General features: G+C 27.2%; 27 protein-coding genes. 4 read left to right on the top strand and 23 right to left on the bottom strand.

Annotated features, from left to right (window positions below; translation table 11 throughout):
• Positions 1–82: 82 nt before the first annotated feature.
• Positions 83–1066: a sensor histidine kinase gene (locus NQ543_RS03855; protein WP_004610389.1), complete on the bottom strand. Its 984-nt coding sequence runs from the start codon at positions 1064–1066 to the stop codon at positions 83–85.
• Positions 1063–1740: a response regulator transcription factor gene (locus NQ543_RS03850; protein ID WP_004610388.1), complete on the bottom strand. Its 678-nt coding sequence runs from the start codon at positions 1738–1740 to the stop codon at positions 1063–1065. Before NQ543_RS03850 ends, NQ543_RS03855 begins: the two co-directional genes overlap by 4 nt.
• Positions 1741–1872: 132 nt before the next feature.
• On the opposite strand from NQ543_RS03850, the gene NQ543_RS03845 reads away from it, so the two are divergent.
• Positions 1873–2364 carry a prolyl-tRNA synthetase associated domain-containing protein gene (locus NQ543_RS03845; protein WP_004610387.1) on the top strand — a complete coding sequence of 164 codons (492 nt, stop codon included), beginning with the start codon at positions 1873–1875 and terminating at the stop codon, positions 2362–2364.
• A 6-nt stretch (positions 2365–2370) separates the two neighbouring features.
• On the opposite strand, the gene NQ543_RS03840 is transcribed toward NQ543_RS03845, so the two are convergent.
• From NQ543_RS03840 to NQ543_RS03775, 14 genes are all read right to left on the bottom strand, one after another.
• Positions 2371–2868 carry a GNAT family N-acetyltransferase gene (locus NQ543_RS03840; RefSeq protein WP_004610386.1) on the bottom strand — a complete coding sequence of 166 codons (498 nt, stop codon included), beginning with the start codon at positions 2866–2868 and terminating at the stop codon, positions 2371–2373.
• Positions 2869–2870: 2 nt separating this feature from the next.
• Entirely contained in the window at positions 2871–3887 is a 1017-nt protein-coding gene (locus NQ543_RS03835) for an AI-2E family transporter (RefSeq protein WP_004610385.1), read from the bottom strand.
• Between the two features lie 53 nt (positions 3888–3940).
• Entirely contained in the window at positions 3941–5335 is a 1395-nt protein-coding gene (locus NQ543_RS03830; protein WP_039904535.1) for a polysaccharide deacetylase family protein, read from the bottom strand.
• A 56-nt stretch (positions 5336–5391) separates the two neighbouring features.
• Positions 5392–7146 carry a hypothetical protein gene (locus tag NQ543_RS03825; protein WP_004610383.1) on the bottom strand — a complete coding sequence of 585 codons (1755 nt, stop codon included), beginning with the start codon at positions 7144–7146 and terminating at the stop codon, positions 5392–5394.
• Positions 7147–7376: 230 nt separating this feature from the next.
• Positions 7377–9173 (bottom strand): FIVAR domain-containing protein, encoded by a 1797-nt coding sequence (locus NQ543_RS03820; protein ID WP_004610382.1) that lies wholly within the window; start codon positions 9171–9173, stop codon positions 7377–7379.
• A gap of 83 nt (positions 9174–9256) precedes the next feature.
• Complete coding sequence (locus NQ543_RS03815) at positions 9257–10027, bottom strand: right-handed parallel beta-helix repeat-containing protein (protein ID WP_230197314.1); 771 nt, start codon at positions 10025–10027, stop codon at positions 9257–9259.
• A 191-nt stretch (positions 10028–10218) separates the two neighbouring features.
• Positions 10219–10668, bottom strand: coding sequence for a hypothetical protein (locus NQ543_RS03810; RefSeq protein ID WP_004610380.1), 450 nt, complete (start codon positions 10666–10668; stop codon positions 10219–10221).
• A gap of 243 nt (positions 10669–10911) precedes the next feature.
• Positions 10912–12030, bottom strand: a complete 1119-nt coding sequence (locus tag NQ543_RS03805; RefSeq protein ID WP_004610379.1) for a 5-methyltetrahydropteroyltriglutamate--homocysteine S-methyltransferase — start codon at positions 12028–12030, stop codon at positions 10912–10914.
• Between the two features lie 111 nt (positions 12031–12141).
• The gene (locus tag NQ543_RS03800; RefSeq protein ID WP_039904531.1) at positions 12142–13044 is read right to left on the bottom strand and encodes a LysR family transcriptional regulator; all 903 of its coding nucleotides are present in this window, start codon (positions 13042–13044) and stop codon (positions 12142–12144) included.
• A 93-nt stretch (positions 13045–13137) separates the two neighbouring features.
• Positions 13138–14556 (bottom strand): group II intron reverse transcriptase/maturase, encoded by a 1419-nt coding sequence (gene ltrA, locus NQ543_RS03795; RefSeq protein WP_004608658.1) that lies wholly within the window; start codon positions 14554–14556, stop codon positions 13138–13140.
• A gap of 429 nt (positions 14557–14985) precedes the next feature.
• Positions 14986–15501 (bottom strand): signal peptidase I, encoded by a 516-nt coding sequence (gene lepB / locus NQ543_RS03790; protein ID WP_004610377.1) that lies wholly within the window; start codon positions 15499–15501, stop codon positions 14986–14988.
• 33 nt (positions 15502–15534) lie between these two features.
• Positions 15535–16254: a SigB/SigF/SigG family RNA polymerase sigma factor gene (locus NQ543_RS03785; RefSeq protein WP_004610376.1), complete on the bottom strand. Its 720-nt coding sequence runs from the start codon at positions 16252–16254 to the stop codon at positions 15535–15537.
• A complete protein-coding gene (gene spoIIAB, locus NQ543_RS03780; RefSeq protein ID WP_004610375.1) occupies positions 16247–16681 on the bottom strand; it encodes an anti-sigma F factor in 435 nt (144 codons plus the stop codon). The genes NQ543_RS03785 and spoIIAB overlap by 8 nt, the downstream gene beginning before the upstream one ends.
• Entirely contained in the window at positions 16681–17004 is a 324-nt protein-coding gene (locus NQ543_RS03775) for an STAS domain-containing protein (RefSeq protein WP_004610374.1), read from the bottom strand. Before NQ543_RS03775 ends, spoIIAB begins: the two co-directional genes overlap by 1 nt.
• A gap of 155 nt (positions 17005–17159) precedes the next feature.
• On the opposite strand from NQ543_RS03775, the gene NQ543_RS03770 reads away from it, so the two are divergent.
• The gene (locus tag NQ543_RS03770) at positions 17160–18302 is read left to right on the top strand and encodes a D-alanyl-D-alanine carboxypeptidase family protein (RefSeq protein ID WP_004610372.1); all 1143 of its coding nucleotides are present in this window, start codon (positions 17160–17162) and stop codon (positions 18300–18302) included.
• 701 nt (positions 18303–19003) lie between these two features.
• Here the strand turns inward: NQ543_RS03770 and NQ543_RS03765 are convergent.
• From NQ543_RS03765 to gpr, 7 genes are all read right to left on the bottom strand, one after another.
• Complete coding sequence (locus NQ543_RS03765; RefSeq protein ID WP_004610370.1) at positions 19004–19378, bottom strand: helix-turn-helix domain-containing protein; 375 nt, start codon at positions 19376–19378, stop codon at positions 19004–19006.
• Between the two features lie 40 nt (positions 19379–19418).
• Positions 19419–19898, bottom strand: coding sequence for an HAD family hydrolase (locus tag NQ543_RS03760; RefSeq protein WP_004610369.1), 480 nt, complete (start codon positions 19896–19898; stop codon positions 19419–19421).
• Positions 19899–19964: 66 nt separating this feature from the next.
• Positions 19965–21221 (bottom strand): pyrimidine-nucleoside phosphorylase, encoded by a 1257-nt coding sequence (locus NQ543_RS03755; protein WP_050752823.1) that lies wholly within the window; start codon positions 21219–21221, stop codon positions 19965–19967.
• Between the two features lie 45 nt (positions 21222–21266).
• Positions 21267–22220: a methionyl-tRNA formyltransferase gene (gene fmt / locus NQ543_RS03750; protein ID WP_004610367.1), complete on the bottom strand. Its 954-nt coding sequence runs from the start codon at positions 22218–22220 to the stop codon at positions 21267–21269.
• Positions 22221–22235: 15 nt separating this feature from the next.
• On the bottom strand, positions 22236–22520 hold the full coding sequence (locus NQ543_RS03745) for a hypothetical protein (RefSeq protein WP_004610366.1): 285 nt from the start codon (positions 22518–22520) through the stop codon (positions 22236–22238).
• On the bottom strand, positions 22520–23257 hold the full coding sequence (gene spoIIP / locus NQ543_RS03740; protein ID WP_004610365.1) for a stage II sporulation protein P: 738 nt from the start codon (positions 23255–23257) through the stop codon (positions 22520–22522). Before spoIIP ends, NQ543_RS03745 begins: the two co-directional genes overlap by 1 nt.
• 51 nt (positions 23258–23308) lie before the next feature.
• Entirely contained in the window at positions 23309–24283 is a 975-nt protein-coding gene (gene gpr, locus NQ543_RS03735; RefSeq protein ID WP_230197311.1) for a GPR endopeptidase, read from the bottom strand.
• Positions 24284–24411: 128 nt separating this feature from the next.
• Here gpr and rpsT point away from each other — a divergent pair, with 128 nt between their 5' ends.
• Positions 24412–24672, top strand: coding sequence for a 30S ribosomal protein S20 (rpsT, locus tag NQ543_RS03730; RefSeq protein WP_004610363.1), 261 nt, complete (start codon positions 24412–24414; stop codon positions 24670–24672).
• 37 nt (positions 24673–24709) lie between these two features.
• Positions 24710–26485 carry an oligoendopeptidase F gene (gene pepF, locus NQ543_RS03725; RefSeq protein ID WP_004610362.1) on the top strand — a complete coding sequence of 592 codons (1776 nt, stop codon included), beginning with the start codon at positions 24710–24712 and terminating at the stop codon, positions 26483–26485.
• Positions 26486–26726: the final 241 nt, after the last annotated feature.

Here is a 26726-nt window from a genome sequence, read left to right as displayed (position 1 = left end):
ACTAAAATTATAATAAAATTATTAAAACAAATCCTTACATCTAGGTTACAAATAAACCCCTAACCTTACATTTAATGTAAGATTAGAGGTTAAAAAAATCACGATTATCTTTAAATACAATTATAAAGCGTGTATATTTTGAAAAACTACTTTCAACATAACAATCATGCCCTAATCTTTTTAAAATCAAATCAACCATATACAATCCAAATCCCGTTGATTTATATTGATTATTACGATGATTGCTTCCAGTATAACCACGTTCAAAGATTCTTGGTAAATCTTCTTTTTTTATTCCTTCACCATTATCTTCAATAAATAACGATGTTTCATTTTTATCTTTTTTAGTCCATATTTTTAAATAAGGATCTTTTTTTGAATATTTTATTGCATTATTAATCAGTTGATCAATTATGTATGTTAGCCATTCTTTATCGGAATAAACAAATGTTTCATCTATATCTATTTTAATATCAAATTTCTTTTCAATTAGAAAAAAACGGTTATTACGAATTGATGATTTAATACAGTCTAAAAGATTTATCTTAGTTACTTTTAAATCATATAAATGACTTTGTACTTTACAACCTAACATAACATAATTAAGTTGCTGTTTTATTTTTTCTAAAGAATATTTCATAGCCTGCTTTAAATCATTATCCAATATTTTTTCATTCATTAAAACTAGTGATGATAATGGTATTTTTATTTCATGACACCATCTTGCAAAATAATCTTGAAGATTGGAATTAATATCATATTGATTTTGTAATTCATTTTTTAAATAATTGATATCATGTTCAATAATTGCAACATCTATATCTTCAAATTCATTAAAAATAAGTGTATTTAGCTTTAATAATTCATCTTTTTTTCTTTTTGTTTTTCGATATCCTAAATACTCAAAAAAAGAAAAAATTAAAATTACTATAACTAATAAAAAATCTAAATATACTAATAAATCAATTTGTTTATTATCAACTAAAAAAATATAATAAAGATTAAAAGCTAAACATATAAAAATAATCAAACATATATATTTTAGATACCTCTTTAAATAATTCATGCAATAAAATAGCCCTTTCCTTTTTTAGTTTGAATAATCTCATTACCACAAAATTTTTTAATCTTACTGCGCATTCTAGAAATTAATACTGTCAATGAATTGTCTAAAATATACTCATCAGTATCCCATAATACATCCATTAATTCATTTCTTGTTACAACATTTGATCGGTTATTGATCAATGTTTGAATAATTTTTAATTCTGATTTTGTTAATTCTAAAAAGTTTTTTTTATAAAATAGCTTACCGCTATTTTCTTCAAAATAAATATCAGGATAAAGATATGTTTTTTCTTTTCTTTTATATTCATATGTTCTTCTTAAAATAGCATCAATTTTTACTTTTAACACTGATAAATTAAATGGTTTTTCAAGATAATCATCGCCTCCTTGAACAATTCCCATAATTTTATCACTATCGTCACTACGTGAACTAATATAAATAATCGGCACATTTGATAACTCACGAATCTTTCTACACCAATAAAATCCATCATAAAATGGCAAATTAATATCTAATAAAATTAGTTGTGGTTCAATCTTTGAAAACTCAGTTAATAAATTTTCAAAATCTTTAACTATAAAGACTAAATAATTCCACTTTAAAAGAAAATCACTAATTTCATTAGCTAACATTTTATCATCTTCAACAACCATTATTTTCATCTTTTCCATAATCTCACCTTTTAATATTATAGCACACTAAAAATTTATATAAATACAATTACAAGATATTACAAAAATGTAATATTTAAATAATAAACATGATATACTTATTATATTAAATTATATAAGGAGTTAATTACTATGGATAAAAATCAAATTTATGAGTATTTAAATAATAATAATATAAAATATGAAATTAGTGAACACATTGCTGTATATAATATGGAAGAAGCATATGATATTAAACTTCCTTATCCTAATGCTAGTGCTAAAAATCTTTTTATTCGAGATAATAAAAAACAAAATTATTATCTTTTAACTGTAAAAGGTGATAAAAAAGTTAATTTAAAAGAATTTAAACAAAATAATCATACTCGTTCATTATCTTTTGCTTCAAAAGATGATTTAATGTCAATTATGAAACTAATTCCTGGTGCTGTTACACCGCTAGGGATTTTAAATGATCATGATTGTAAAGTGCACTGTTTTATTGATGAAGCGTTTTTTGAGACTCCAGGACTTATTGGAGTACATCCAAATGATAATAGAACAACTATTTTTCTTAAAATTAATGATTTAATAAATATTTTAAAAGCCCATGGTAATAAAGTCGTTATTTATAATTTTAAATAATCATTATTATTTAAATAAAGCAAAAAGCATATCATTATGAACAATTCCATGCTTATCTTTAACGGCTTTTTTTAAACAACCTTCTAATTCAAAACCTAATTTTTCTAATAACTTTTTAGAAGTAAAATTATCTTCAAACACTCTAGCGCTAATAACTTCAATTCCTTGTTCAAATAACTTATTTATTACAATTTTTAGACTTTCATACATATATCCGTTTCTTTGATACTGTTCATCAAGATAATAAGAAAGACAAACTGAATCAACATGATATCTTAAATAATCTTTTTCAATAAAAATAGCTCCTATTATTTCTTTTGAATCAATCAATTGTAAATAATAAGTATTCTTACCCTCCTCAACTATTTCTTTTATCATATCGTCTTTATCATAAATTTTCATCATATTGTACTTTTGAACAAATTCACTATTTTGAATCTTTAAAATTTTATCAACATCTTCTAATTCTGGTTGTTTTAAAATTAATCGCTCACTTTTTAGCATTTTTAATCCTCCTGTTTATTTAGTATATCATAATTCTTTTTAACCTTAATAATTTGAATAACAATTACTAAAATAACTGGAACAATAATTAAACCAATAAAACCTAATATTTTCATTCCTAAATACATTCCAATCAGTGAAACAAGCGGACTAATTCCTAGACCTTTAGCAATTAATTTAGGCTCTAAAATATTTTTAGTAATTACGATTACTAAATAAATTATCAGTAATCCTAAAGCTAAAGATATTTTATTGGTAAATGCACAAATGACGATCCATGGAATCATAATCATATCAATACCAAAAACTGGCAAAAAATCAAATATTGCAATAATACATGAAAGCACTACACTGTGTTCTAGTTTCATTATCAAAAAACCAATCCACAATTCAAAAAATGTTACAACCATAATAATAAAATACGCTTTAAACATATTACTAAAAACATCTTTAGTCGTATCAACAACTAATGAAACCATTGGATATTTTCTAATTAATAATTTATCAATTCTTTGATAGTCAAGTAACATAAACAATGATGTCATAACAATAAAAACCATATCAAACATAATACTCGGTATTTTCATAATAATCATAATCAAACCATGTATAAAACTACTAGATACATTTTCAATAATACTCATAGAACCACTATAAATAAAATCAAGATACTTACTAATATCGATAATATAACTATTATTACTAAACATCACATATAATTTTTGTAGATAAGCTGGTAATATTTCTAAAATATTATATATTTGAATGATACAAAAGATAATCAAACTAATCACTAAAACAATAAATAATCCATAATTAAAAATTATTACTGCTTTAGCTAATAAATTATTTTTTATTTTTAGTAAATTTATTTCTCTAGTTAATAATGGTTGTAAGATCAAAACAATTAGGCAACTAAAAAATAAAGGAATTAACCAGTTAACTAAAACATATGTAGTAATTACTAAAACAAATAAAATCATCAACCAATACAAATACTTAATTAAATGTTCTTTCATCTAATCACCACTACATTATATGTATAAAAATAAAAAGAATTCTTAATCGAATTCTAATTATTAATACTATGATGCACAACATAAGAACTATCATCAATTCCCTTAAAGACATATCCTTTATCTTGATAATATTCAATTACTGAACCAAGTGCCTCTAAAGAATTTTCTTTACCATTTGCATCATGAAATAATAAAATAATATTATTATCTTTAGCCGCTGTTGCATTCTTTATTAATTGCTTAACTGATAATTCACCTGAACCATCTTCACTATCTTCATTCCAATCATAATATTGATAACCACGATTAACTACCTCTTTTGTTAATTTAGTCATAATTTTATAACAATATTCTTTAGAAACATTATTACTACTCCCTCCAGGAAAACGAATATATTTAGGAACAAAGCCAATTTGATCATAAACTAAATCTTCAATCTTTTTTAAATCATCAAAATATGCCGATGGTGAATTATATACTTGATCATATTCATGAACAAATGAATGTAAACCAATTGTATGTCCGGCATCATGAGCCTCTTTTATTAAATGATAATATTCTTCATTAGTTCCAGTGACAAAAAAAGTTGCTTTAGCATTGTATCTATCTAATATATCTAATACTTTTTTTGTGTGTTCTGATGGTCCATCATCAAAAGTTAGATATACTATTTTTTGATCACTTTGCGTAAATGTCCCAATTTTTTTATTTTCAACAACACTTACAATACACGTTTCTTTAGTTTTATTTGATGAACGATCTTTAGCATAATATGTGACTACATAATCTTCAACTTTAGAAATATCTAGATTTGAACTGTCAATTGTTAAAGTTGGGTTATCATCTTGGTTATCTTTGATACTAACACTTGACAATAAATCAATATCACTATCTTTTAAAACTGTTAGATTTCTAATTCCCCGAATTTCTGGAGGAGTAGTATCTTTAGGTAAAACATGAATAATTGATTTTTTTGTGATACATTTATTACTATGACAAATTTTTATTTCTACAGGATAATCACCTACTTCATCAAACTTATAATTGTCTTTAAATTCGATTGTAGTACGATTGGAAAAATGCTTAGTTTTAATTAAATCATTAGCTTCTACATTCATCCCTAAATCAATCGTAAGTTCTTTTACTTCTAAATCAGGTATGATTGTATCAACTAATTCAATTGTAATTGTAGTGTAAATATTATTGAAGGAATAAATTACCGGATATTTGCCTACTTTATTAAAATTCACTTTACTAGTATCAATACTAACATCATTTATAGAACCATCTATTACTTTTAAGATATTAGCTTTAAAATCAAATTTTTGAGATATTTCAATAGTTGGATGATAGTTATATAAAATTATATTATTTGTATTTTTAATGGATAAAGTCATTAAAATAATTATTAAAAATGCTGTAATCAATAATAACTTATATTTTGACACTTTTATCCCCTCATAATAATATATTTTATATTAAAAAAAATAGAACTACTAGAGTTCTATTCATTTTCTAATTGTTTTAATTCGTTTTCACCAGTAATATATTTTAAAATAGCGATAGCTGCATCTTGAGGTCCTTTATGCTCATTTCCTTTAATTCCTAAACGAGTTCTTAATTGCCCCACTTTTATTCCTTGTTCAAACATCTTATTAAAATAATCAACTAGAATTGGATCAGTTTGTTCTTGACGTTGAACAGGACCAAAAGGATTAGCAAAATAGCTTCCAACTAAACCATATTCAGTTGTTGTTCCTTTAGCCATACGATTTCCAGCTCTAAATACTTCTAGAGCATCATCAACATTATCAAAGAAACTTAATGCTTCTCCACCGTCTTCATAGTTATTAGCATATAAGAAGAAATCAACATGATGTTTAGCAACTACATCTTTATAATCAGTAATTGGAATTACGATACGAGCGTTAACCTTATCTGGATTCATAAATACTGAACGGTCTAATTCTTTGAAACTATATCCAGCATCTAAATCATCAAGTCGGACAAACGCCCCAATTTCAGTACCCGAAGATCTAATCATGCCATTTTCATCTAATGATAATACACCCATATCATCATATACTGTAACTAAATCACGAATATAAGCAGCCCCAAATACTTTGATTTGTTCAATTGTTTCAGACTTACCAGCACCACTATCTCCCATTACAACAATATTCTTAACTTCGCCACTATGTAAAGTTACTTTAACCATTGCTCCATGAATTGGTAATTGGCGTTGATTAATCTTACGAACATTATGCAAAGTTAACATCATTTTTTTCATATAACCAAAATAGTCAAATTCATCATTGGCTGATAATAATGCTACCATCATATCATTTTCGTCATCTTGATAGAAACTTTGATTCATTTTACCATCTTCATAACCATATACATAAATAATATCCGGTTTACGATTACGATACTCTTCTTCACTTGCAAGTTCAAATAAGTTACATAATGCAACCCCTTGAGCCATAAATGCAACATTAAAATATACAAATGCTAATAAATCTCCTACTTTTGCAGGATAACAGAACCATTGTTCTGAATCAAATTTTAAATCCTCAATTGGATTGTGTTTAATTTCCGGGAAAACTCCATCACGTTTATTACGTCTTGAATAAGTAATAAATGGAGGATGAATAATAACTGTTTCAATAAATGGAATATCATCTAAATTACGATACTCATATGGTAAAAATGAACGCATATTAGTAACTCTTAAACCAGCATTAACCCCTGCTGTAATTTGACGATATACTTGATGATTATACCCCAAAGCTTTTTCCTCAATAGTACGATATACTTGCAAAACTAATTCTTCGAATTTAGCTTGTGCAACAGCAAATTGTACATTTTGATATCCTCTACTAGTACTTTCATTATAAACAACACTATAACGTTGTAACTTTCTCCAGAAAAGATATACTTCTTCAATAACTTTTACAAATTCATCTCGATCTCTAAAATAAGCTGCAAAATGCGGATATGTACTAACAACTTCATCTACCGTCATTACTAATAGTAATTTAAAAATTGTTCTTAAATCAGCAACAAGATCAACACTTTCGGCTTTTACTTCTTTTAAATAAGTATAAATTGTATTTTCTTTTCTTTTACAGTCATGAATAAATCCTTTAAGTACCCTTGCAAAAGATTCACTTTCAATTAACTCACAACGTGATTGACAATATTCTTCAGAAAAATTCAAAATCGCATTTCCACGTGTAATTTTAAATTTATAACTCATATAACCACCCTTTCTTTACTCAATAAGTACTTCCCCCACTCATTGATTTTTGTCATTTTACCATAAAAGCCATTTTGTATACAATAGATATTTCAAAAAAAGTTGAATTATTTAACTATTTACATTATTTTTAATCATTTTTATCAAATAATTTACTTTCTTCAAACTAAAAACTAACATATGATAAAAGATACCCCATCATGGAGTATCTAATATTCTTGGTATTTGAATTAAAAATTATATTTAATAATTTTCTTTTTTCTTAATACCATATATACAACAGCACTTAATAATGCTATTGTTGCAAACATTCCAGCTAAGCTTTCATCTCCAGTTTTTACACTTGCAATTGTATCACCACTATTTGCTAGTGTTTTTACTGTACTATCAGTTGTTACTATTTGTAATCCGGCTATTGCTTTTACTAAAGCATCTTTTGCAATTTGTAATTCATTATATGCTAAATCTACTTCTTCTTGAGTTGCATTTACATTGTCTAATAATACTTTTGCATTATCTAATGCAATTTTAAAAGTTTTCCAGCCTTCTACTGTATAATCAGCTTCATTCATGTTTTCTTGTTCAATTAATGCAATTAATTGTTTTAATTTAGACATATCTACAGTTAAAGACTCTACAGTAAAATAATCAATAATCGTATTAGTATCTCGATTTGTTGCACTGCTATTTTTCTTTCCGGTATTAATTATTGTAATACGATATTGATCATTAACATCATCTTTCCAACTAAATAATTTTGCTTGATCTAATTTTTCAGAACTATAACAATCAATTTCTCCATTATATAATTCACTACCATCACTTACTTTAGTTACAATAAATTTAATTATTCCTACATCTACTGCTTTACGACCGTAAACAGTAATTTCATTACCAAAAAATTCTAATGCCATTTCCTCATTTGCAACTCCTGATTTTAAAGCTGTTCCTTTATCCAATATTGATTCACTTAAAATAACCCAATTCCCTTTTTTACTAACTTCACTATCTTCTGCATTAAATTTAATCTTAATTAATGCATCTCTAGCATCAGCTAACTTTAATACCATTTCATCAATTAAATCTTGATTTAAATTTTCTAATTCCAATAGTTTTTTAGCATCATCAAGAACTTTAATAAAGTTATCCTTATTTATATCAGAATAATTATCTAATTTTAATGCTTCGCAAGCTGAAATCAAAGTTTCTAACGCTCTTTTATTCAATTCTGGTACACTTATTTGTGGTTCATTACCTAATTCCACAATAACTTCAATTCTATCACTAACAGTTTTATTATTATAAGTAGCATTTGCTTCAATAGTATATGTTCCTGGCTTACTTATTAATAAAATATCGCCATCAATAATACCATCATTATCAACTTTATATCCAACTAAAACATCGTCATTAAGAGGACGACAAGTATTAAAATATAAGTGTGAATTTAATTTAATTGCTAAATCATCTTGAGCATATGGAATTGTTTGTTTCATTGGTTTTTCAATTATAATTCCTGCAAGTTCATCATTTTTACATTGATTTTCATTACTAACTACATCACTTGTAAAAGACATAAAATTAGCTGCTTTACCACTTTCATAATTAGAAATTTTAACTAAATACTCTTGGTTATTATTACTTAAATTTTTAAAATCATCAATTTCCATCACATCAACATTTGCATTATATGTATTATATACATTTGTTTTTATTACAGATTGATCTACTTTATTTAAAACCTCAACTTTTACTAATCCAGCACCAGCTCCGCGTTTTAATTTCAAATTACCACCAGTACCAATAAAAGAAAACTGTAAATAATTGTTTAATTTTTTAGTATAAATATTACTATTACCTTCAAACGTAGTATTTACCCATTTTTCATCAGCTTCACTTGCTGTTTCATTAATAACTTCTGTTTGTTCATTACCATTTGCATAATATTTTCTTACATTAGCGGCATCAACTGTTTCACTAATAATTTGAATATCATGACCTTTACCACTAAATGCTCCTAAATTCAATGATGTTAGATCATTACCAATAATATCTCGATTACTACTATTTTCAACAATTACACCTTGATTGATGTATGGTGAAGTTATTTTTAATTTGCATTTATATACGCAGTTTCTTTATCTAAATTAAATAAATTATTTTCACCGATAAACTGTGGTGCAGCAGTTTTTTTATTCAAATCCTCAGGTGCTATACATCCAATATAAGCATTATTATTAAATGTTGAATTAGCTCCTGGTAAAAAACAATCACTACGATTAGCTACACTTGAATTTGTAAAATACCAAATATTATTTGTATAATCAACCTGATCTCCTTGATATACTGCATGACAATCTTTATTAGAAATAAAAGTATTATTATATATCTTTGCACTCTCTAATTTAGTTACATCTGTTTCTCCAACAGCAACAATTTGAGCATTATGTGCAGTAAAAATCCCACTATCATTTATTGATAAATTATAACGAATTGTATTATTGCGATTATATGATTTTTGACGAACATGTAACATATAACCACCACCATAGCTATCATGAGTATAGTTATATTGAACAATTCCATCTCTAGTCATATCATCTAAATTAAATGCCATTCCATCATAACCATTTTGACCATTACATACTTCGTTGTATTGAAAAATCATGCCATTAGCACGATCACACCAAATACCGCAACCATATCCTTCAGTTGTACTTTGGAAAGTATCAACTTTATTATATTCTACTAAAACATTACTTGTATATAATGGAATAATTCCAGCACGAGTAACGTTATGAATATAGTTACCACGAATCACTACATTTGTGTGTCTAAAGTCAACATCATCTAATGTTCCTTTTACATTAGTAGTTGTGATTCCATTTGCCTGACAATTCTCTATTGTATTATTTTCAATTAAAATATCATCAAAACGTGTAATTTTTTTGATTCATCTAAATCCTGAACAATAACATTAAAATCATTTGCTTTTTCTGGATGTCTAGCAGTATAAGTGACTAAATTTATTCCCCCTGTACGATGTGTAGTACGAGCTCCCCAAAATGTATTTTATGTATTTGGGTTATTAGGATCACCGCCAACATAGCCATCTAATGGGCTACCATCTTCTCCTACAAAAGGCCCTTTCCAATCTTTAATTTGTGGCATAAAATAACTACCATTTCCATCAATCACTGGTTTATTTCCATTACCATACATATCAATAACAATTGGATAACCAGCACACCCTGGACCTTTAGCTCCAGTAAATTTTGAATTTGCTTTGATTAATATTTTATCACCTGGTTGAAAAGTTTTTGAATTAATGTCTTCCAGACTATCAAAAGCATTTTCAGGTGTTAATCCATCACCATCTTTTTTATTGATATTAGAATCCAAATAATAATTGGTTCCATAATCATTTTCATTTGGTGTTACTTCTTTTGCAGTTAATGCCTTTGGTGTAGCCATTGACAAAAGTATCATCACTACTAGAAAACCCTTTAATAACTTTTTCATCTTTTCTTCCCCTTTTCCTAAATTAGTAAATTTGTTATTTACTTAAAAAAAGACCAAATAAAATCATGTTTTAAGCATGGTTTTATTTGGTCTTGCCTAATTAAAGTAACAATCCTACTGTCTGCATTCTAATACTTAAACAAACCTTTTTCAATAAATATAATAAATTATATTGCCTATATTAAATTTCTCTTATAAAAACATCTAAATTTTCTAAACATATAATACATTATCAAATATTTACTACTTCTCCCATATTTCCTTAGCAATCTCTTTTACTAATTTAAGTTTATCCCACTGTTGTTGTTTAGTTAACTTATTTCCTATTTCACAAGAAGCAAAACCACATTGAGGACTTAAATAAAGACGATCAAAATTAACATATTTACTAGCTTCATAAATTCTTTGTTTAATGACTTCCTTATCTTCTAAAGTTGGTGATTTTGTAGTGATAAGTCCAAGAACTACTTTTTTATCATTTGGAATAAAACGAAGTGGTTCAAAATTACCTGAACGTTCATCATCAAATTCAAGATAATATGCTGATACTTTTTCATTTGCAAACAAATAAGGAGCTATTGGCTCATATCCTCCTGATGATGCCCAAGTTGAATGATAATTCCCACGACATACATGAGTAGTTATAATTAAATCATCAGGTAAATTTTCAAGTACAAGATTGTTTAAACGTAAATATTTATTTGCTTCTTGTTCTATCGATATATTTTCACCTTGTCTACTTTGCCAATATTTTTGATCACAAAACATTCCCCAAGTACAATCATCAAATTGAATATTTCGACAACCTGCAATATATAAATCTTCTATAACAGTTCGATATGCTTTTACTATATCTTGGATCAACACTTCAAAATCTGGGTAAATTAATTGAGTTTGTTTACCATTATCTTCTCTAAATAGTTCTGCAAATAATTGTGCTGGTGCAGGAATAGTTTGTCTTGCAACTGTATTTTCATCTTCAAACTGTTTTACAAATTTAAAATGATCAACAAAGGGATGATCTTCACCACTAATTTTTTTAACTACTTTAATCGACCCATGAGTAGTTTCTTCACCATGAAAAAAATAACCATGATCTAGTTCAATATGCTCGATTCCCTTAAATCCCCACATAAAATCAAGATGCCAATAACTTCTTCTAAATTCACCATCACAAATAACATGATAACCTGCTGCTTTTTGGTCTTTTATTAAATTAGTTATTTCTTCATCCTCAATCTTTTCTAATTCTTTTTTTGTAATAATATTATTTTCAAAATCTTTTCTAGCCTGTTTTAAACGTTCTGGACGTAAAAAACTCCCTACATAATCATATCTAAATGGTGCATTTAATTTTGCCATATTCTATCTCCTATTTCTATATTCTATGGCATTTATTATAGTACTCGAATTCTCTTAATGTAAAATACAATAAATTAACTGTTTGCTATAGCTTTTAACTATAACAAACAGTTATTTATTAACATGTTTCCTTAAAGCCTCAATATAAGCATTAGCTAAATCACTAGTAAGACTATCTTTACGTGTTATATACCCAATATTCATTTCACCTTCTTTATCAAGCGTAACGGCAACAATGTCCTTACCATTAAGATTTTCATCAATGATACCACTACATACTGTATAACCATTTAATCCTATTAATAAATTAAATAAAGTTGCTCGATCGCTTACACGAATATTTTTATTACGGACTACAGAACTGAAGATTTCTTCAGAATAATAAAAAGAATTATGTTCACCTTGTTCAAATGATAAATAAGGATATGATTGTAATTCTTCCATAGTCACTTTTTCCTTTTTAGCAAGCGGATTTTTATTACTTATAAAAATATGTGGCTTTACTACAATTAAACTATGAAAAATTAAATTATATTCTTTTAATATTTTTTGAATAACTAATTTATTAAAATTATTTATATACAATACTCCAATTTCACTTTTCATCCTTGTAACATCTTCAATAATTTCATATGTTTGTGTTTCTTTCAAACTAAAATCATATTCATCATGACCATATTCCTTAATAATATCAACAAAAGCATTTACTGCAAAAGAATAGTGTTGAGTAGACACACAAAACTGTTGTTTGCGTTTATCTTGTTGTAAATACTTTTCTTCCAAAAGATATGCTTGTTCTAATACTTGACGAGCATACCCCAAAAAAATCTCTCCTTCTTTAGAAATTAAAATACCTTTATTAGTGCGTAAAAAAATAGTAATATTCATTTCCTTTTCTAATTCTTTAATTGCATTCGTAAGACTTGGTTGTGAAATAAATAATTTTTTTGCTGCTTCACTTATTGATTTTGCTTTTGCTACTTCAATTACATATTTCAATTGCTGTAATGTCATATTTACCTCCATTATTCTAATTGAATAGGGGCTAAGAATTAAAATCTTTCGCCCCTTTCACAACACCGTGCGTAGGGTTCCCTACACGGCGTTTCATAAGTTTATAGAGTTGTAATAATCTAGTGCACTTATAAATCCGTATATTTTTAATACTTCATTTGTAAGTGTCCTTTTTAGTATGAAGCTATTGGCGATGTGCCAGTAGCTTTTTCTTGTGTTTGCCCATTCCCATGCCTTACTTTTATTAATACCTAGTTTTTGTAAATTTCTATACCTTGTTCTTACTAACTTCCATCTTTTCCAATATATCATTCGTATTCTTCTTCTCATCCATGAGTCTATTTCCCTTAGATGTTTACTCATATTCGCTATCCTATAGTAATTCACCCAACCTGTAATGTATTCTTTTAACTCTTTAGCTAATTCCTTACTTGATATTGGTCGGTTCCTTTTGGTGATTTCCTTTATTCTCTTTTTCATCTTTTCTTTAGATTTCTTGTGAACAGTGATTCGTACATTACCACTCTTCTCTATATAAAATCCAAAGCCCAAGAATTTTATATCAGTAATATAGGCTACCTTTGTCTTCTCTTGGTTCACTTTTACAAATAATTTCTCTTCTAAATATCTTGTCACTGTTTCTTTGACTCTCATTGCACTTCTTTTACTTTTGAATAGTATGACACAGTCATCTGCGTACCTTACAAATCGATTTCCTCTTCTTTCCATTTCTTTATCAAATTCATTAAGATATATATTTGATAATAATGGGCTGAGTGGCCCACCTTGGGGTACTCCTTTTGTAGTTTCTTCAAACTTATGTTTTACTATGACTCCTGCATTGAGATATTTATGTATGAGTGATATAACTCTTCCGTCTTTAATAGTTTGTGACAATATCTGTATAAGTCTTGAATGGTTGACTGTATCAAAGTACTTCTCTAAATCTAGGTCTACTGTATATCGATATCCTTCATTGGCGTATTCGACTACTTTTCTTACTGCTTGATGGGCATTTCTTCTTGGTCGGAACCCATAACTATTGTCACTGAATTGGGGTTCAAATATTGGTGTCAGTACCTGTACTATCGCCTGTTGTATGACCCTATCCGTCACTGTTGGAATTCCTAACTCTCTTTTCTTTCCGTTATCTTTTGGTATTTCTACTCTTTTAACGGCTTGTGGACTATAATGTCCCTCCATGATAAGTTTCTTTAGATAAGACCAGTGTTGTGCGAAATGCGTACGAACTTCTGCGACTTGCATTTTATCTACACCACCACTTCCCTTATTACTCATAACCCTTTGGATTGCCTTTTCTATATTGGCATCCTCCATAATTGTTTCAAGTAACTTCTCATGTACTACAAATCTATTGGTGTTCTTCGTATGTGATATCTCTTGTTTTGATGTAGGATACACTTCTCCACTATTGTCGTATTCCGTACTATCTTCATAGAGTAAGCCTAATGATAGTTGACAGTATCCTATTTTATCTTGAGTATCTTTCATTTCCAGTTCACCTCCTTATGTTCGGTCCTTCGCTAGATAACCATTACAGTTATCATCATCACTACTATGACCTCGGCTGACTTCCTAGGACAAACGTTTCCACCATGATTACATTTTCATCATGTTCCTAGGACCTCCCACGGTAAGACATAACACTTTCATCCTATGTACCCACTATCTTTACACTGCTTATTCCGTCGTACTATTGGACTTCGATTTGTTTAGCAATCTCATCCGATAAGCTTCTGCCTAAAATAGTTCGTATTCCTTGGGTCAGGACTTTGCCTCCAACTTCCTCCCGTTCACACCTTACGATGGATACCTTGTCTTCGGCTAGTGGTTGGTAGTACGAAACCCCCACAGTGGACTTTCACCACCTAGTCTTATGTCATGCGTGGCACACTAAAAAAAACAGGCATATAACCTGTTTTAAGTAAGTGGTACCGTAAAAAATACCCTTCCAATTACATCTTCATCAAAATCAAAATAACCCAATTTTCTTGAATCTAAACTATTATTGCGGTTATCACCCATAACAAAAACCTTACCTTCAGGAACATCTACAACCATATCTTCAGAATTAATCATGGCACCGTTAATATAATCTTCCTCTAGCAACTCACCATTTAAATATAACTCATTGTCTTTAATTTCAATATGATCGCCACCAATTCCAACAACTCTTTTAATAATAAAAGTTTCTTTCATATTGGCATCTTTATAATCAACGACAACAATATCATTTCTTTTTGGTTCGTTATGCTTATAAAAAACTTTATCTACTAATACTATATTTCCTTCATGATATGTAGGAAGCATTGATGTTCCATACACTTTTGAAATTTGAACAAAATATAATACCCCATAAGTAACTATTAAAGTTATTACAATAACTTTTAAATAGTCTAATAAAACACTTTTTTTGCTTTGTTTAACTTCATCCATATTATCACCTGATAAACATTATAACATGTTTTATTATTCATTCAAGTGACTACGTAACTTTGCAATAATTTTCTTTTCTAAACGTGAAACTTGTACCTGTGAAATATTTAGACGTTTAGCTACTTTCTCTTGATTAAAATCTAATTGATAGCGTAAATATAAAATTAATTTTTCTTTTTCATCTAGTTTATCAATTTCCATTTTTAAAGCAATTTTTTCAAACCACATCTTATTATGTTTATCTTCTACTCTCTCTTCCATTGAAATCGATGAGCCATCTTTTTCATAAATTGGTTCACTTAATGAAGTAGGATAATATGATGAATCAATTGCCTCTACTACATCTTGAACATCAATATTTAAATACTTAGCAATTGCCTCAACAGTAGGATCTTGGCCTGTTTGATTAATCAATAACTCTTTTACTTTATTAATTTTTAAATTCAATTCTTTTAACGAACGACTTACTTTAATCGTTCCATCATCTCTAAAATATCTTTTTATTTCACCCATAATTATTGGTACTGCATATGTTGAAAACTGTACTCCGTAATTAGTATCAAAATTATTAATTGCTTTCATCAAACCAATACAGCCAATTTGAAATAAATCTTCTTTATCATAATAATTATTTTTAAAACGATGCACTATTGACCAAACTAATCCTAAATTTTGATTAACAACTAATTCTTTAGCAATTTCATCCCCACATCTTGCTTTTTCAATTAGTTCAATTGTATTTGCCTTAGCCAATGTTAGAATCTTTCAATCTTTTTTTAATAGTTAGTTTTGTTCCTAAATTAAGTGTTGAATGAATTTCCAAACTATCACATAAAGCCTCAATAATTGTTAAACCCATTCCCGCATGTTCAATTTCTTTTAATGAACTGTACATTGGAACTCTTGCCATTTCAACGTCTTCAATTCCTTTACCATAATCTTGAATAACTATTTTTATCGTTCTATTTTCCTCAATTTGAACTTTTACAACAACTTTGCTTTCACCATCATTTTGATAGCCATGAATAATTGCATTACTGACTCCTTCACTAATAATTGTCTTTACTTCAGCAACTTCATCAACAGTTGGATTCATTGTTGCAATAAATGCTCCTATACTAGTTCTTGCAAAAGATTCATTTTCTATTTTTGCACTAAAACTAAGTTCCATTTGATTCATTATTCTTTTACCCCCTCTACATATTCCATCAGCGCAAACATTCCCGACAATTCAAAAACTTTATATTCTGTTTTGCTTAAATTAGCAAGAACTAATTTTCGATTTTCATTTTTTAAATGATTGTAGCGTCCTAAAACTAAACCAATTCCTGAACTATCAATAAAACTTGTATGTAAAAAATCAAAATAAACAACACCTCTACTTTTATCTAAAATGTTATTTATTAAATTACGATATTTACTAACATTACTACTACTTAATTCACCATAAAAACAGATAATAATTTTATCATCTAAAATCTTATATTCTATCTTATTTTCCATTTTCTCATCTCCTCGAAGTTATCATACAACTTTTAAAATCATGAATAAATGCTTTCGACAAAACTAGAATATTAACTACAATAAAAATATTTTTATCATCAATCATATATGTATTTTTATCAAACTTGGACATATTAATTACTGAGGCGATTAAATTGATAAAAAAACTATTAATATTTCTATTAATCATCAGCTTACTACCAATAACTAATCTTCAAGCAATCGAAAATGACATTACCCCAAATGCAAGTGGTGCCATATTAATCGATGCTGATTCTAAACAAATTCTTTATGATAAAAACGCTGATAAAAAACTTTTTCCCGCATCAACTACTAAAATAATGACCATGATCATTATGTTTGAAGCAATAAATAATAAAAAAATATCTTTTGATGATCAAGTAACAACATCTAAATATGCTGCTAGCATGGGTGGTTCTCAAGTATATTTAGAAGAAGGTGAAAACATGTCATTAGAAGATATGTTTAAATCAATTGCTATTGCAAGTGCTAATGATGCCAGTGTTGCAGTAAGTGAGTATATTGCTGGAAGTACTAATAAATTTGTTGAAATGATGAACCAAAAGGCCAAAGAACTTAATTTAAAAAATACACATTTTGAAAATGTTACTGGTTTACACGATAATAATCATTATACATGCCCCTATGATCTTGCCATGATGGCTTCATATTTAATTAAAATAGGCGGCAATAAGTTATTAAGTGTTACTTCTCTATATGATAGTTATATAAGAGAAGATACTAAACAAAGCTTTTGGCTTGTAAATACAAATAAATTATTAAAGTTATATGATGGGGTTGATGGTTTAAAAACCGGATATACTAAAGAAGCTGGATACTGTCTTGTAACTACTGCTAAACGTGATGGACAAAGATTAGTTGGTGTAGTAATGAAAGAAAGTGAACCTAAGAAAAGAAATGAAGAAATGTGTAATTTGCTTGACTATGGTTTAAATAATTATAAACGTGAAATTATTTATAAAAAAGATAGTATAATTGAAAAACATGTTGTAGATAAAATGGATAATTTAACTATCAATGTTGTTTGTAAAGAAGATATTGCTTATATTAAAGCAAAAGCTAATGATCAAAAATATACAACTAAGATTGTTTATAAAGATAATTTGTTACCAGTTAAAAAAGGTGATATAGTAGCTACTTTAACTGTATTATGTGATGACAAAGAAATTACTAGTTATAATTTATATAGTGATAACGATGTTGAAAAAGCTACTTATTTTTCTAAATTAATTAAAACATTTAAATTATTATTTTAATTGATATAAAAAGAAACTATTTTAGTTTTCCTTAACATAAATTTTTAAATATCTTAAACCGTCAATATATCATAAAAGATTGACGGTTTTTACAAATACTTATTAATTACTTCGAGCCCTCTTTTATTCTATTTAAAGCATCATTATATTTGGAAGATTTTCAAGAATGTAGTAGATATAATAAGAGTAACTGCGATACTTACGGTAGGAAGATAATAAAAAATAAATCGTTCTATTTTATACATTTGTATTTTCATCGATGATAACTCATTTGCTTGATACATTTTAATATCATTTCCCACTTTAATAATTAACTTCTAATCTATCACAATATAAATCGTCTTGCTCCTTATCAATGCTCTTTTAAAAATTCAACATATAATAAATAATAACCGATTAGCACAAATAATATTCCAAATACTAAAAAAAGCTAGTAGTGGTTCAGCCATTATTATCATACTTTCAAAAAATAAAAATACATATCAAACCAAAATAAAAAATAATTTTGGCCATCTTTACTAAAAAATTACCTTTTTCAGATTTTTCTTTCCACAAAACATCTTCATCTTAATATAAATAATTTTGGATAAATATTTTATATTTAGGTATATCATCGTTTTTAATAACATAATTTTTTATAAAAAAAGAAATAATTTTATTAATTATTTCTCATAGTTATCTCGTATAAATATCTCACTATATTAAATTATCTTAATCTTATCGTCCTTAATTTTTGCATCTAGTTTAAAGAATATTTGTTCAATGTGTTGTAATATTCCTTCACTTAACTCCTGAACAAGTATTGATAAAATTAAATCTTTCATTTCTCTATTTAAATTAGATTGATAGATTTTATGGTATAAAAGCAATAATTTATCATTATTACATATGATCAAAGGTATACATGGAAATACCTCTAAATATACACAATACTTAAGATAATTATCAAAACTGATCTTTCCACCATTTTCAAAACGATAGATTGAACTTATACTAACATTCAATATTTCAGCAATATCTTTTTGTGAAATATTTTTTAATTTTCTAATTTGTTTCAAGATTAGTCCAACTGACAAATTTTATCTCCAATTTATCTTAGTTTGAATTCTTTCATACTTATATAAATCCCATCATATCAGGCTTATCAAATGTACTATCAGCTATTGTCTTTAATTTATCAAAAGCCAAGTGTAAAACAACTCCATAACCAGTTATTTTAATCATTTGATAGTTATTCATACTATCACCAAATGCAATTGAATCTTTTTTTATTACATCTTTTTTAGTGCAATCCTTTCGAATAATCTTACCATTAATATAACTATCAGTATCTCTTGAAAAAATATCGATATTAAAAAACTCACGAATTCCTGGCGTTTGATTAATATAATTCTCCAAAATATATTCATTACCAAAGCTACCAGTCGATGCAATAATATCATTAAATCCAATATCATTTACATCTTTTATAATTGATATTGGTACTTTCGTACATTTAAAAGCTTTATGACTATTTTTACATGTCTGTTTAATTTCTTTAATAGTCTTTTTACTAAAAAATGTACCATCAATATCAAAAAATAAATATTTTCCCATTTTTAACCTCCCACAATTATATTATACAAGGATTTTTTCAATTAGTATCAATTTTTTGTTAAAAAATCAAACTATTTGATAGGCATTATATACTTCATCAATTAATGTTTCTTCAATTTCTTTATTTACATACAAATAAGCTAAAACATCGTTACTATTACATTTATCACCTATTTTTTTATTTAAAACAATTCCCACACTATGATCAATTATATCATCTTTAGTTAATCGACCACCACCTAGTTTCATTGAAATAATTCCTAAAGCTTTGGTATCTAATTTTTTTACATAACCATTTGTTTTAGCTTTAACAGGAATAATATTTTTGGCTAATTTAAATAAACCAGGATTATCAATATATCTAATATCACCATGTTGATAGCTAACCATTTCTTTAAATTTATTTAAAGCTTTTCCACTTTCAAGAACTTTTTTTAATAATGCCATTGCTTCAACTTCATCTTTACATCTTTTTGCTTGAAGAAGCATTAAACTAGCAGTTTTTAAACATAATTCTAATAAATCCTTAGGTCCTTTTCCCTTTAAAGTATTAATAGCTTCAATAACTTCTAAACTATTACCAATTGTATTACCTAGAGGCTGATCCATATTAGAAATAATTGCTCTTGTATCTTTATTAAAATACTTACCAATTTCAATCATTGTTTGAGCTAATTTTTCAGTTTCATCAATACTTTTCATAAAAGCACCATTTCCATATTTTACATCTAATAAAATCGCATCACTACCTGAAGCAATCTTCTTTGACATAATTGAAGAAGCAATTAAAGGCATACAATCAACTGTAGCTGTTACATCTCTAAGAGCATATATTTTTTGATCAGCAAGCGCCAATTCTTTACTTTGACCAATTATAGCAAGTTGAATCTCGTTGACCTGTTTAATAAAATTACTTTCATCTAGATGAATATCAAAACCAGGAATAGCTTCTAATTTATCAAGCGTTCCGCCTGTATGTCCTAAACCACGCCCTGACATTTTAGCTACAGGAACATTACAAGCTGCTACTAATGGTCCAACTACTAATGTTGTTTTATCACCAACACCACCTGTAGAATGTTTATCTACTTTAATTCCTTTAATCTTGCTTAAATCCATTATTTTACCACTATTAATCATTTCATCAGTTAATAAAAATATTTCTTGTTTAGATAACCCATTAAAACATATTGTCATTAAAAAAGCACTCATTTGATAATCAGGGATCTTATTATTACAATACCCATTAATAATAAAATGAATTTGTTCTTTTGTTAAGACATGATTATTTTTCTTTAACTCTATTATTTCTACCATTGTCATAATCAATTCCTCCTAAAAATAATGGTACAACAAATTGTTGTACCATTAATCAAATTTAGTATCTACTTTAAAAATATTATTACCATTTAAATAATCTTTTACAAGCATTCTTTTTTTACCAGCAATTTGTAATTCCGTAATTAAATAAATTCCATCACCTGTTTTTACACCAATCGCATCTTTAAAAATTTTAACAATCGTTCCATTTTCTTGATGACCATGATGTTTTGTTGCATTTTGGCAATTATGTATTGAACCTGCCCAAATTTTAACTACTTTATCTTGATAAACAGTATAAGCTCCTGGCCATGGATTCAATCCTCTAACATGATTATAAACTTGCTTAGCTGATTGATTAAAATCAATCTTTTCTTGTTCGTGACTAATTACTGGTGCATATGTAACTAAGTTTTCATCCTGTTCAATTGAATCATTAGTTTTACTAATAATACTTGGTAATGTTTCAATTAATAACTTTGCCCCGACATTACTTAAACGATCATATAACTCGCCAGTTGTTTCATCAGGTGCAATTTTAACTTCTTCTTGGCTGATAATATTTCCAGCATCCATCTTTTTAACCATATACATAATTGTTACTCCAGTAACCTCTTCACCATTAATGATTGCATAATGAACTGGGGCTCCACCACGATATTTTGGTAACAAGGAAGCATGAACATTAATACATCCTAATTTAGGTAAGTTTAAAATTGCTTCAGGAATCATTTGTCCATAAGCTGCTGTAATTACTAGATCAGGTTTTAAATCTAATAAATCTTGATAATCTTTTTTTATCTTTTGAGGTTGATATACTGGGATATCATGATTTAAAGCTACCTCTTTGACCTCAGGCATCGTTAATATTTTTTTTCGACCAACTAAACGATCAGGCTGAGTTACTACTGCAATAACGTTATAATTAGTTTCTAAAAGTTTTTCTAGTACACAGCTAGAAAAACTTGCAGTACCCATAAATAATATTTTTACATTTTCCATTTAATCACCACTTTCTTATAAAAGTGTACTAATAATATTAGAAATAATCAATACTAAAGTCTCAATTATTTTAATACAAATATCACTAATTTTTTTTACTACTAATGATAATGTGTTTTCTTCATTATCATTAGTAGTTCCATAATCAGTTGTAATTGGCTGATGTTCCTTTATTTCTTCTTCAAATTGTACGATATTTTGTTCAAACATGGCTTTTTGAATCCCGTAATCACCAAATAATCCATTAATTAAAAACAAAAGCAAACCAACTAAACACAAATCAATTAAAAAACTTTTCATTATCCTAAATATTTCCCTATTGCACTAGCAATAACTTCTACTGTAGCTTGGATTTCTTCTTTAGTGTTACTTTGGGCTCCTACTTCAATTAAAACCATATTATCACTTGTTCCTTGATTATAATGAGATTGTTTTACATAAACGCCTCGACTTATTTTAGGAACAATTGAATTAGCAATATCAGATAATTGTTGTGATAACTGATTAACAGCATCAAATTTGCCACTGCTTTTACCAACAACAAACATAATTTTAGCATACGATTTACCATTATGATTAATTGTCGATAATTCTTTAGATATTGAATCTCGATGAAAATCAATAATTAAATCATATCCTCCATTACTTTGAATGCTTTGTTCCAAATACATTTTTGAAACACTATATGATTTATTATAGGCAATATTATGAACAGCCTTATATCCTTCAAAATCATTAGATTCAACATCACATTGATATCCTTGACTACTTAAACAATCCTTTAAATAATTTGCTCCTAAAACAACATTATATCCATCATACTCCTCACCTTGATGAGTATTATAGATATGAATCTTTTTATCTTTTACAACTTTAGATTCCATATTTTGATAACTTGCTTTTACCTGATTAGAATTATCAATTGCATTAATAACTTGTGCCTTTGAAGGAGAAGACACTTTACTAGGTAAATAAACAATCAAACCAACAATTACAACTAATTTCAATAAAATCAAAAAAGTATTTTTTAGTCTCATCTACATCACCCACTATACTATACAACTAATTGTATGCGTGAAATGTAGTAATTAGTACCTTAACGCATTAATACTTTTACTTATTATTTTAGACATAACCTCACATTGTTCATCAATTTGCTTATCACTTAAAACAAAATTACAATCAATTGGATTCAATACTTCATTAAATAACAAATCCAATTCATTACTATTAAGTTTTCCAATTTGTCCTAGCATCATCTCTTTTTGACTTTCATTTAAACTCCCTTTATAACTATCACGTTTGCCAACTTTTAACTTATTTACAGAATTCAAACTATCCCCAAAATACTCCATTGTATAATTCAATACATCCCTAACTAAACTACTAGCATAAATTACAGTAGGCACTCCAATTGCAATAACATTTGCCCCAATCGTTTCTTTAGTAATTGCTTTACGATGATTACCAATCCCGCTACCTGGACTAATTCCTACATCATTAATTTGAATTACATGAGCTAATTTATGATAATTTTTAGCACATAAAGCATCAACAACAATTACTAAATCAATCTTTTCACGATCAACTAAAGCTTTTACAATTTCACTAGATTCCATTCCTGTTTGTACTTTTACCCCTGGAGCTATCGCTAAAATATCATAGTAGTGGTTTAATAGCTTATCTTCATCATCAAGATAATGAGTTATTTTTAAATCTCTTAATACTCTAGGTCCAATTGCATCATTTGTTAAAAAGCGATTACCTAAGCCAACCATTAGTATTTTAGGATAATCTATTTTATCAATTAATGGTTTTAAATTATTAACTACTTCATTAACTATATTTTGTTGATTTAAATAATTTTTAAAACTTATTTCAATATATGTACCGATACCTTGATTGATACTTTGATGTTCTTTTAAAATTGTTATTTTTTCAACTTTGATTCCATCATTTGCATATTCTTCTTTATTATAATGTTTTCCACTTTCTAACTGATCTAATGATTCACCAGCTAAATCACTACGTATATTATTAAAATCCATCTTATCACCTACCATAAATATCTCCATTTATCCATATTTAATACATTTTTCTTTAATTTATCATCTCTAATTCAAAAAAAAGTTGATTTTAATCAATTATTTATATATAATGTAGAGGCAAGAATAAAGCGAGGTGAAAGATCATGGCAAATATGAAACAACAAATCAAACGTTATAAAAACGATAACTTAAAAAGAGCAAAAAATGCTTCTTATAAATCAGCATTAAAAACTGCAATTAAAAAAGTATTAGCTGAAGTTGAAGCTGGAAATAAAGATGGAGCAGTTGAAGCTTATAACATTGTTGCATCAAAATTAGATGCTTCTGTTTCAAAAGGAATTCATCATAAAAACTATGCTAGCAGACAAAAATCAAGATTAGCTAAATTAGTAAACTCTATCTAATTGATAGGGTTTTTATTTTATATAAGGAGAAAAATGTATGGAAAGAGAAAAAATTGATATAAAAGATAAATGGGATTTATCTACAATCTATGATAATCATGATACATTTTATCAAGATTTAGAAAAAGCTAAATCATTAATTAATGATTTAGTTAGTTATAAAGGAAAAATATGTAGTAGTATTGATAGTTTTTATAATTTCTTATCAACAAAAGATACTGTTGAAAGACTTATAAATAAGTTATATTGTTTTGCACATTTAAACTGTGATGTTGAACCAAATAATCAAGAGTATCAAACTATGATGACTTCTACAATTGGTGTTTTAGAAGCTTCTTCAATTCAAATATCTTTTATTGATAATGAATTGATTGAAAATGAAACAAAAGTTTTAGAATATATTAAAGATTCAAAATTAGAAAAATATGCATATAAAATAAATTCTTTATTATCTTATAAAGAACATATTTTACCAAAAGAACAAGAAGAACTTTTAGCTAAGGCTGATAGTATTGCTGATATTTCTAGCCAAGTTTTTGACGCACTTCGTCTTGAATATGAAAACGTCGAAGAAAATGGGGAAATGAAAACTTTAAATAATGCTACTTTAAATCAATTTTTAAAGAGCAAAGATGATAAAGTGCGAAAAACTGCATATACTAATTTCTTTAAAGAATATAAACGATTTGAAAATGTTTTTGCGCAAACATTAGCTGGTACAATGAAAAAAGATGCTTTTTATGCTAATGTAAGAAAATTTGATAATTCACTTGAAGCAAGTGTATTTGATGATGATGTTCCAAGTGACTTATTTTTTAAAGTTTTAAATAGTGCTAATGTTAAATATCGTCATTTATTCCATCGTTATAATCGCTTAAAAAAAGAACTTTTAAATAAAAAAACTCTTTATAATTATGATTTAAATATTCCTTTGGTATCATCAATAAAAAAAGAATATACGATTGATCAATGCTTTGAAATAATCAATGAATGTTTAAAACCTTTTGGTAAAGAATATTTAGAAATTATAAATAAAGCAAGAAGTGAACGTTGGATTGATTATTATCCAACTCCAAATAAAAGAATTGGAGCTTATTCTAGTGGTAGTTATGATACTAATCCATTTATTTTAATGAATTTTATTGGAGATTATAATTCTTTATCAACTTTAATTCATGAACTTGGTCATAGTGTTCATTCATATTTATCTAATCATTATCAAGAATCAGTAAATGCTAGTTATCGTATCTTTGTAGCTGAAGTTGCTTCTACAGTTAATGAAACATTGTTAATTAATTATATGATCAATAATGCTAAAGATGATCAGGAAAAAGCATATTTTATTTATGAACAATTGGAAAACTGTGTTGGTTTAATTTTTAGACAACCGATGTTTGCTGATTTTGAATATAAATTACATACAATGGCTGAAAACAATGAGGCTTTATCTTCTAAAGTTATTACTGATTTATATGCTAAATTAAATCAAGAATATTATGGTGATGATGTAGTGATGGATGAATTAGTTGGATGGTCATGTTATTATGTTCCTCATTTCTATTACAATTATTATGTTTATAAATATACTTTAGGAATGACTGTTGCTTTAGCGATTGTTAATCGAATTTTAAAAGGTGATCAAAATCAAGTTGATAATTATTTGAGTTTCTTAAAATCTGGTGGTAGTGCTTCACCAGTAGATTTATTGAAAAAAGCCGGTGTTGATCCGCTAGATGATCAAATATATGAAGATGCTTTTAATTATTTTGAAGACTTATTAAATCAATTTGAAGCAATTAAAAAAGCAAAATAGAAATTTTTACCAATATCATTAAATCAAAATAATACCAGAAGTCATATCAAATATTTCTTCTGGTTTTTTATTGAGCCTGTAAATTATTTTGTGTAAAGTCTATTTCCAATGATAGAATTTGATGGGTAACTGTATTGAGTAATCATACAGTTACTTTTTTAGTGTGCCACGCATGACATAAGACTAGGTGGTGAAAGTCCACTGTGGGGGTTTCGTACTACCAACCACTAGCCGAAGACAA

It is taken from the genome of Thomasclavelia spiroformis DSM 1552 (assembly GCF_025149465.1).
In the GTDB taxonomy this organism is placed as follows: Bacteria; Bacillota_I; Bacilli_A; order Erysipelotrichales; family Coprobacillaceae; genus Thomasclavelia; species Thomasclavelia spiroformis.
Note: the sequence above shows the minus strand (reverse complement) of the source record. Positions and strands in the feature narration are given on the sequence as shown.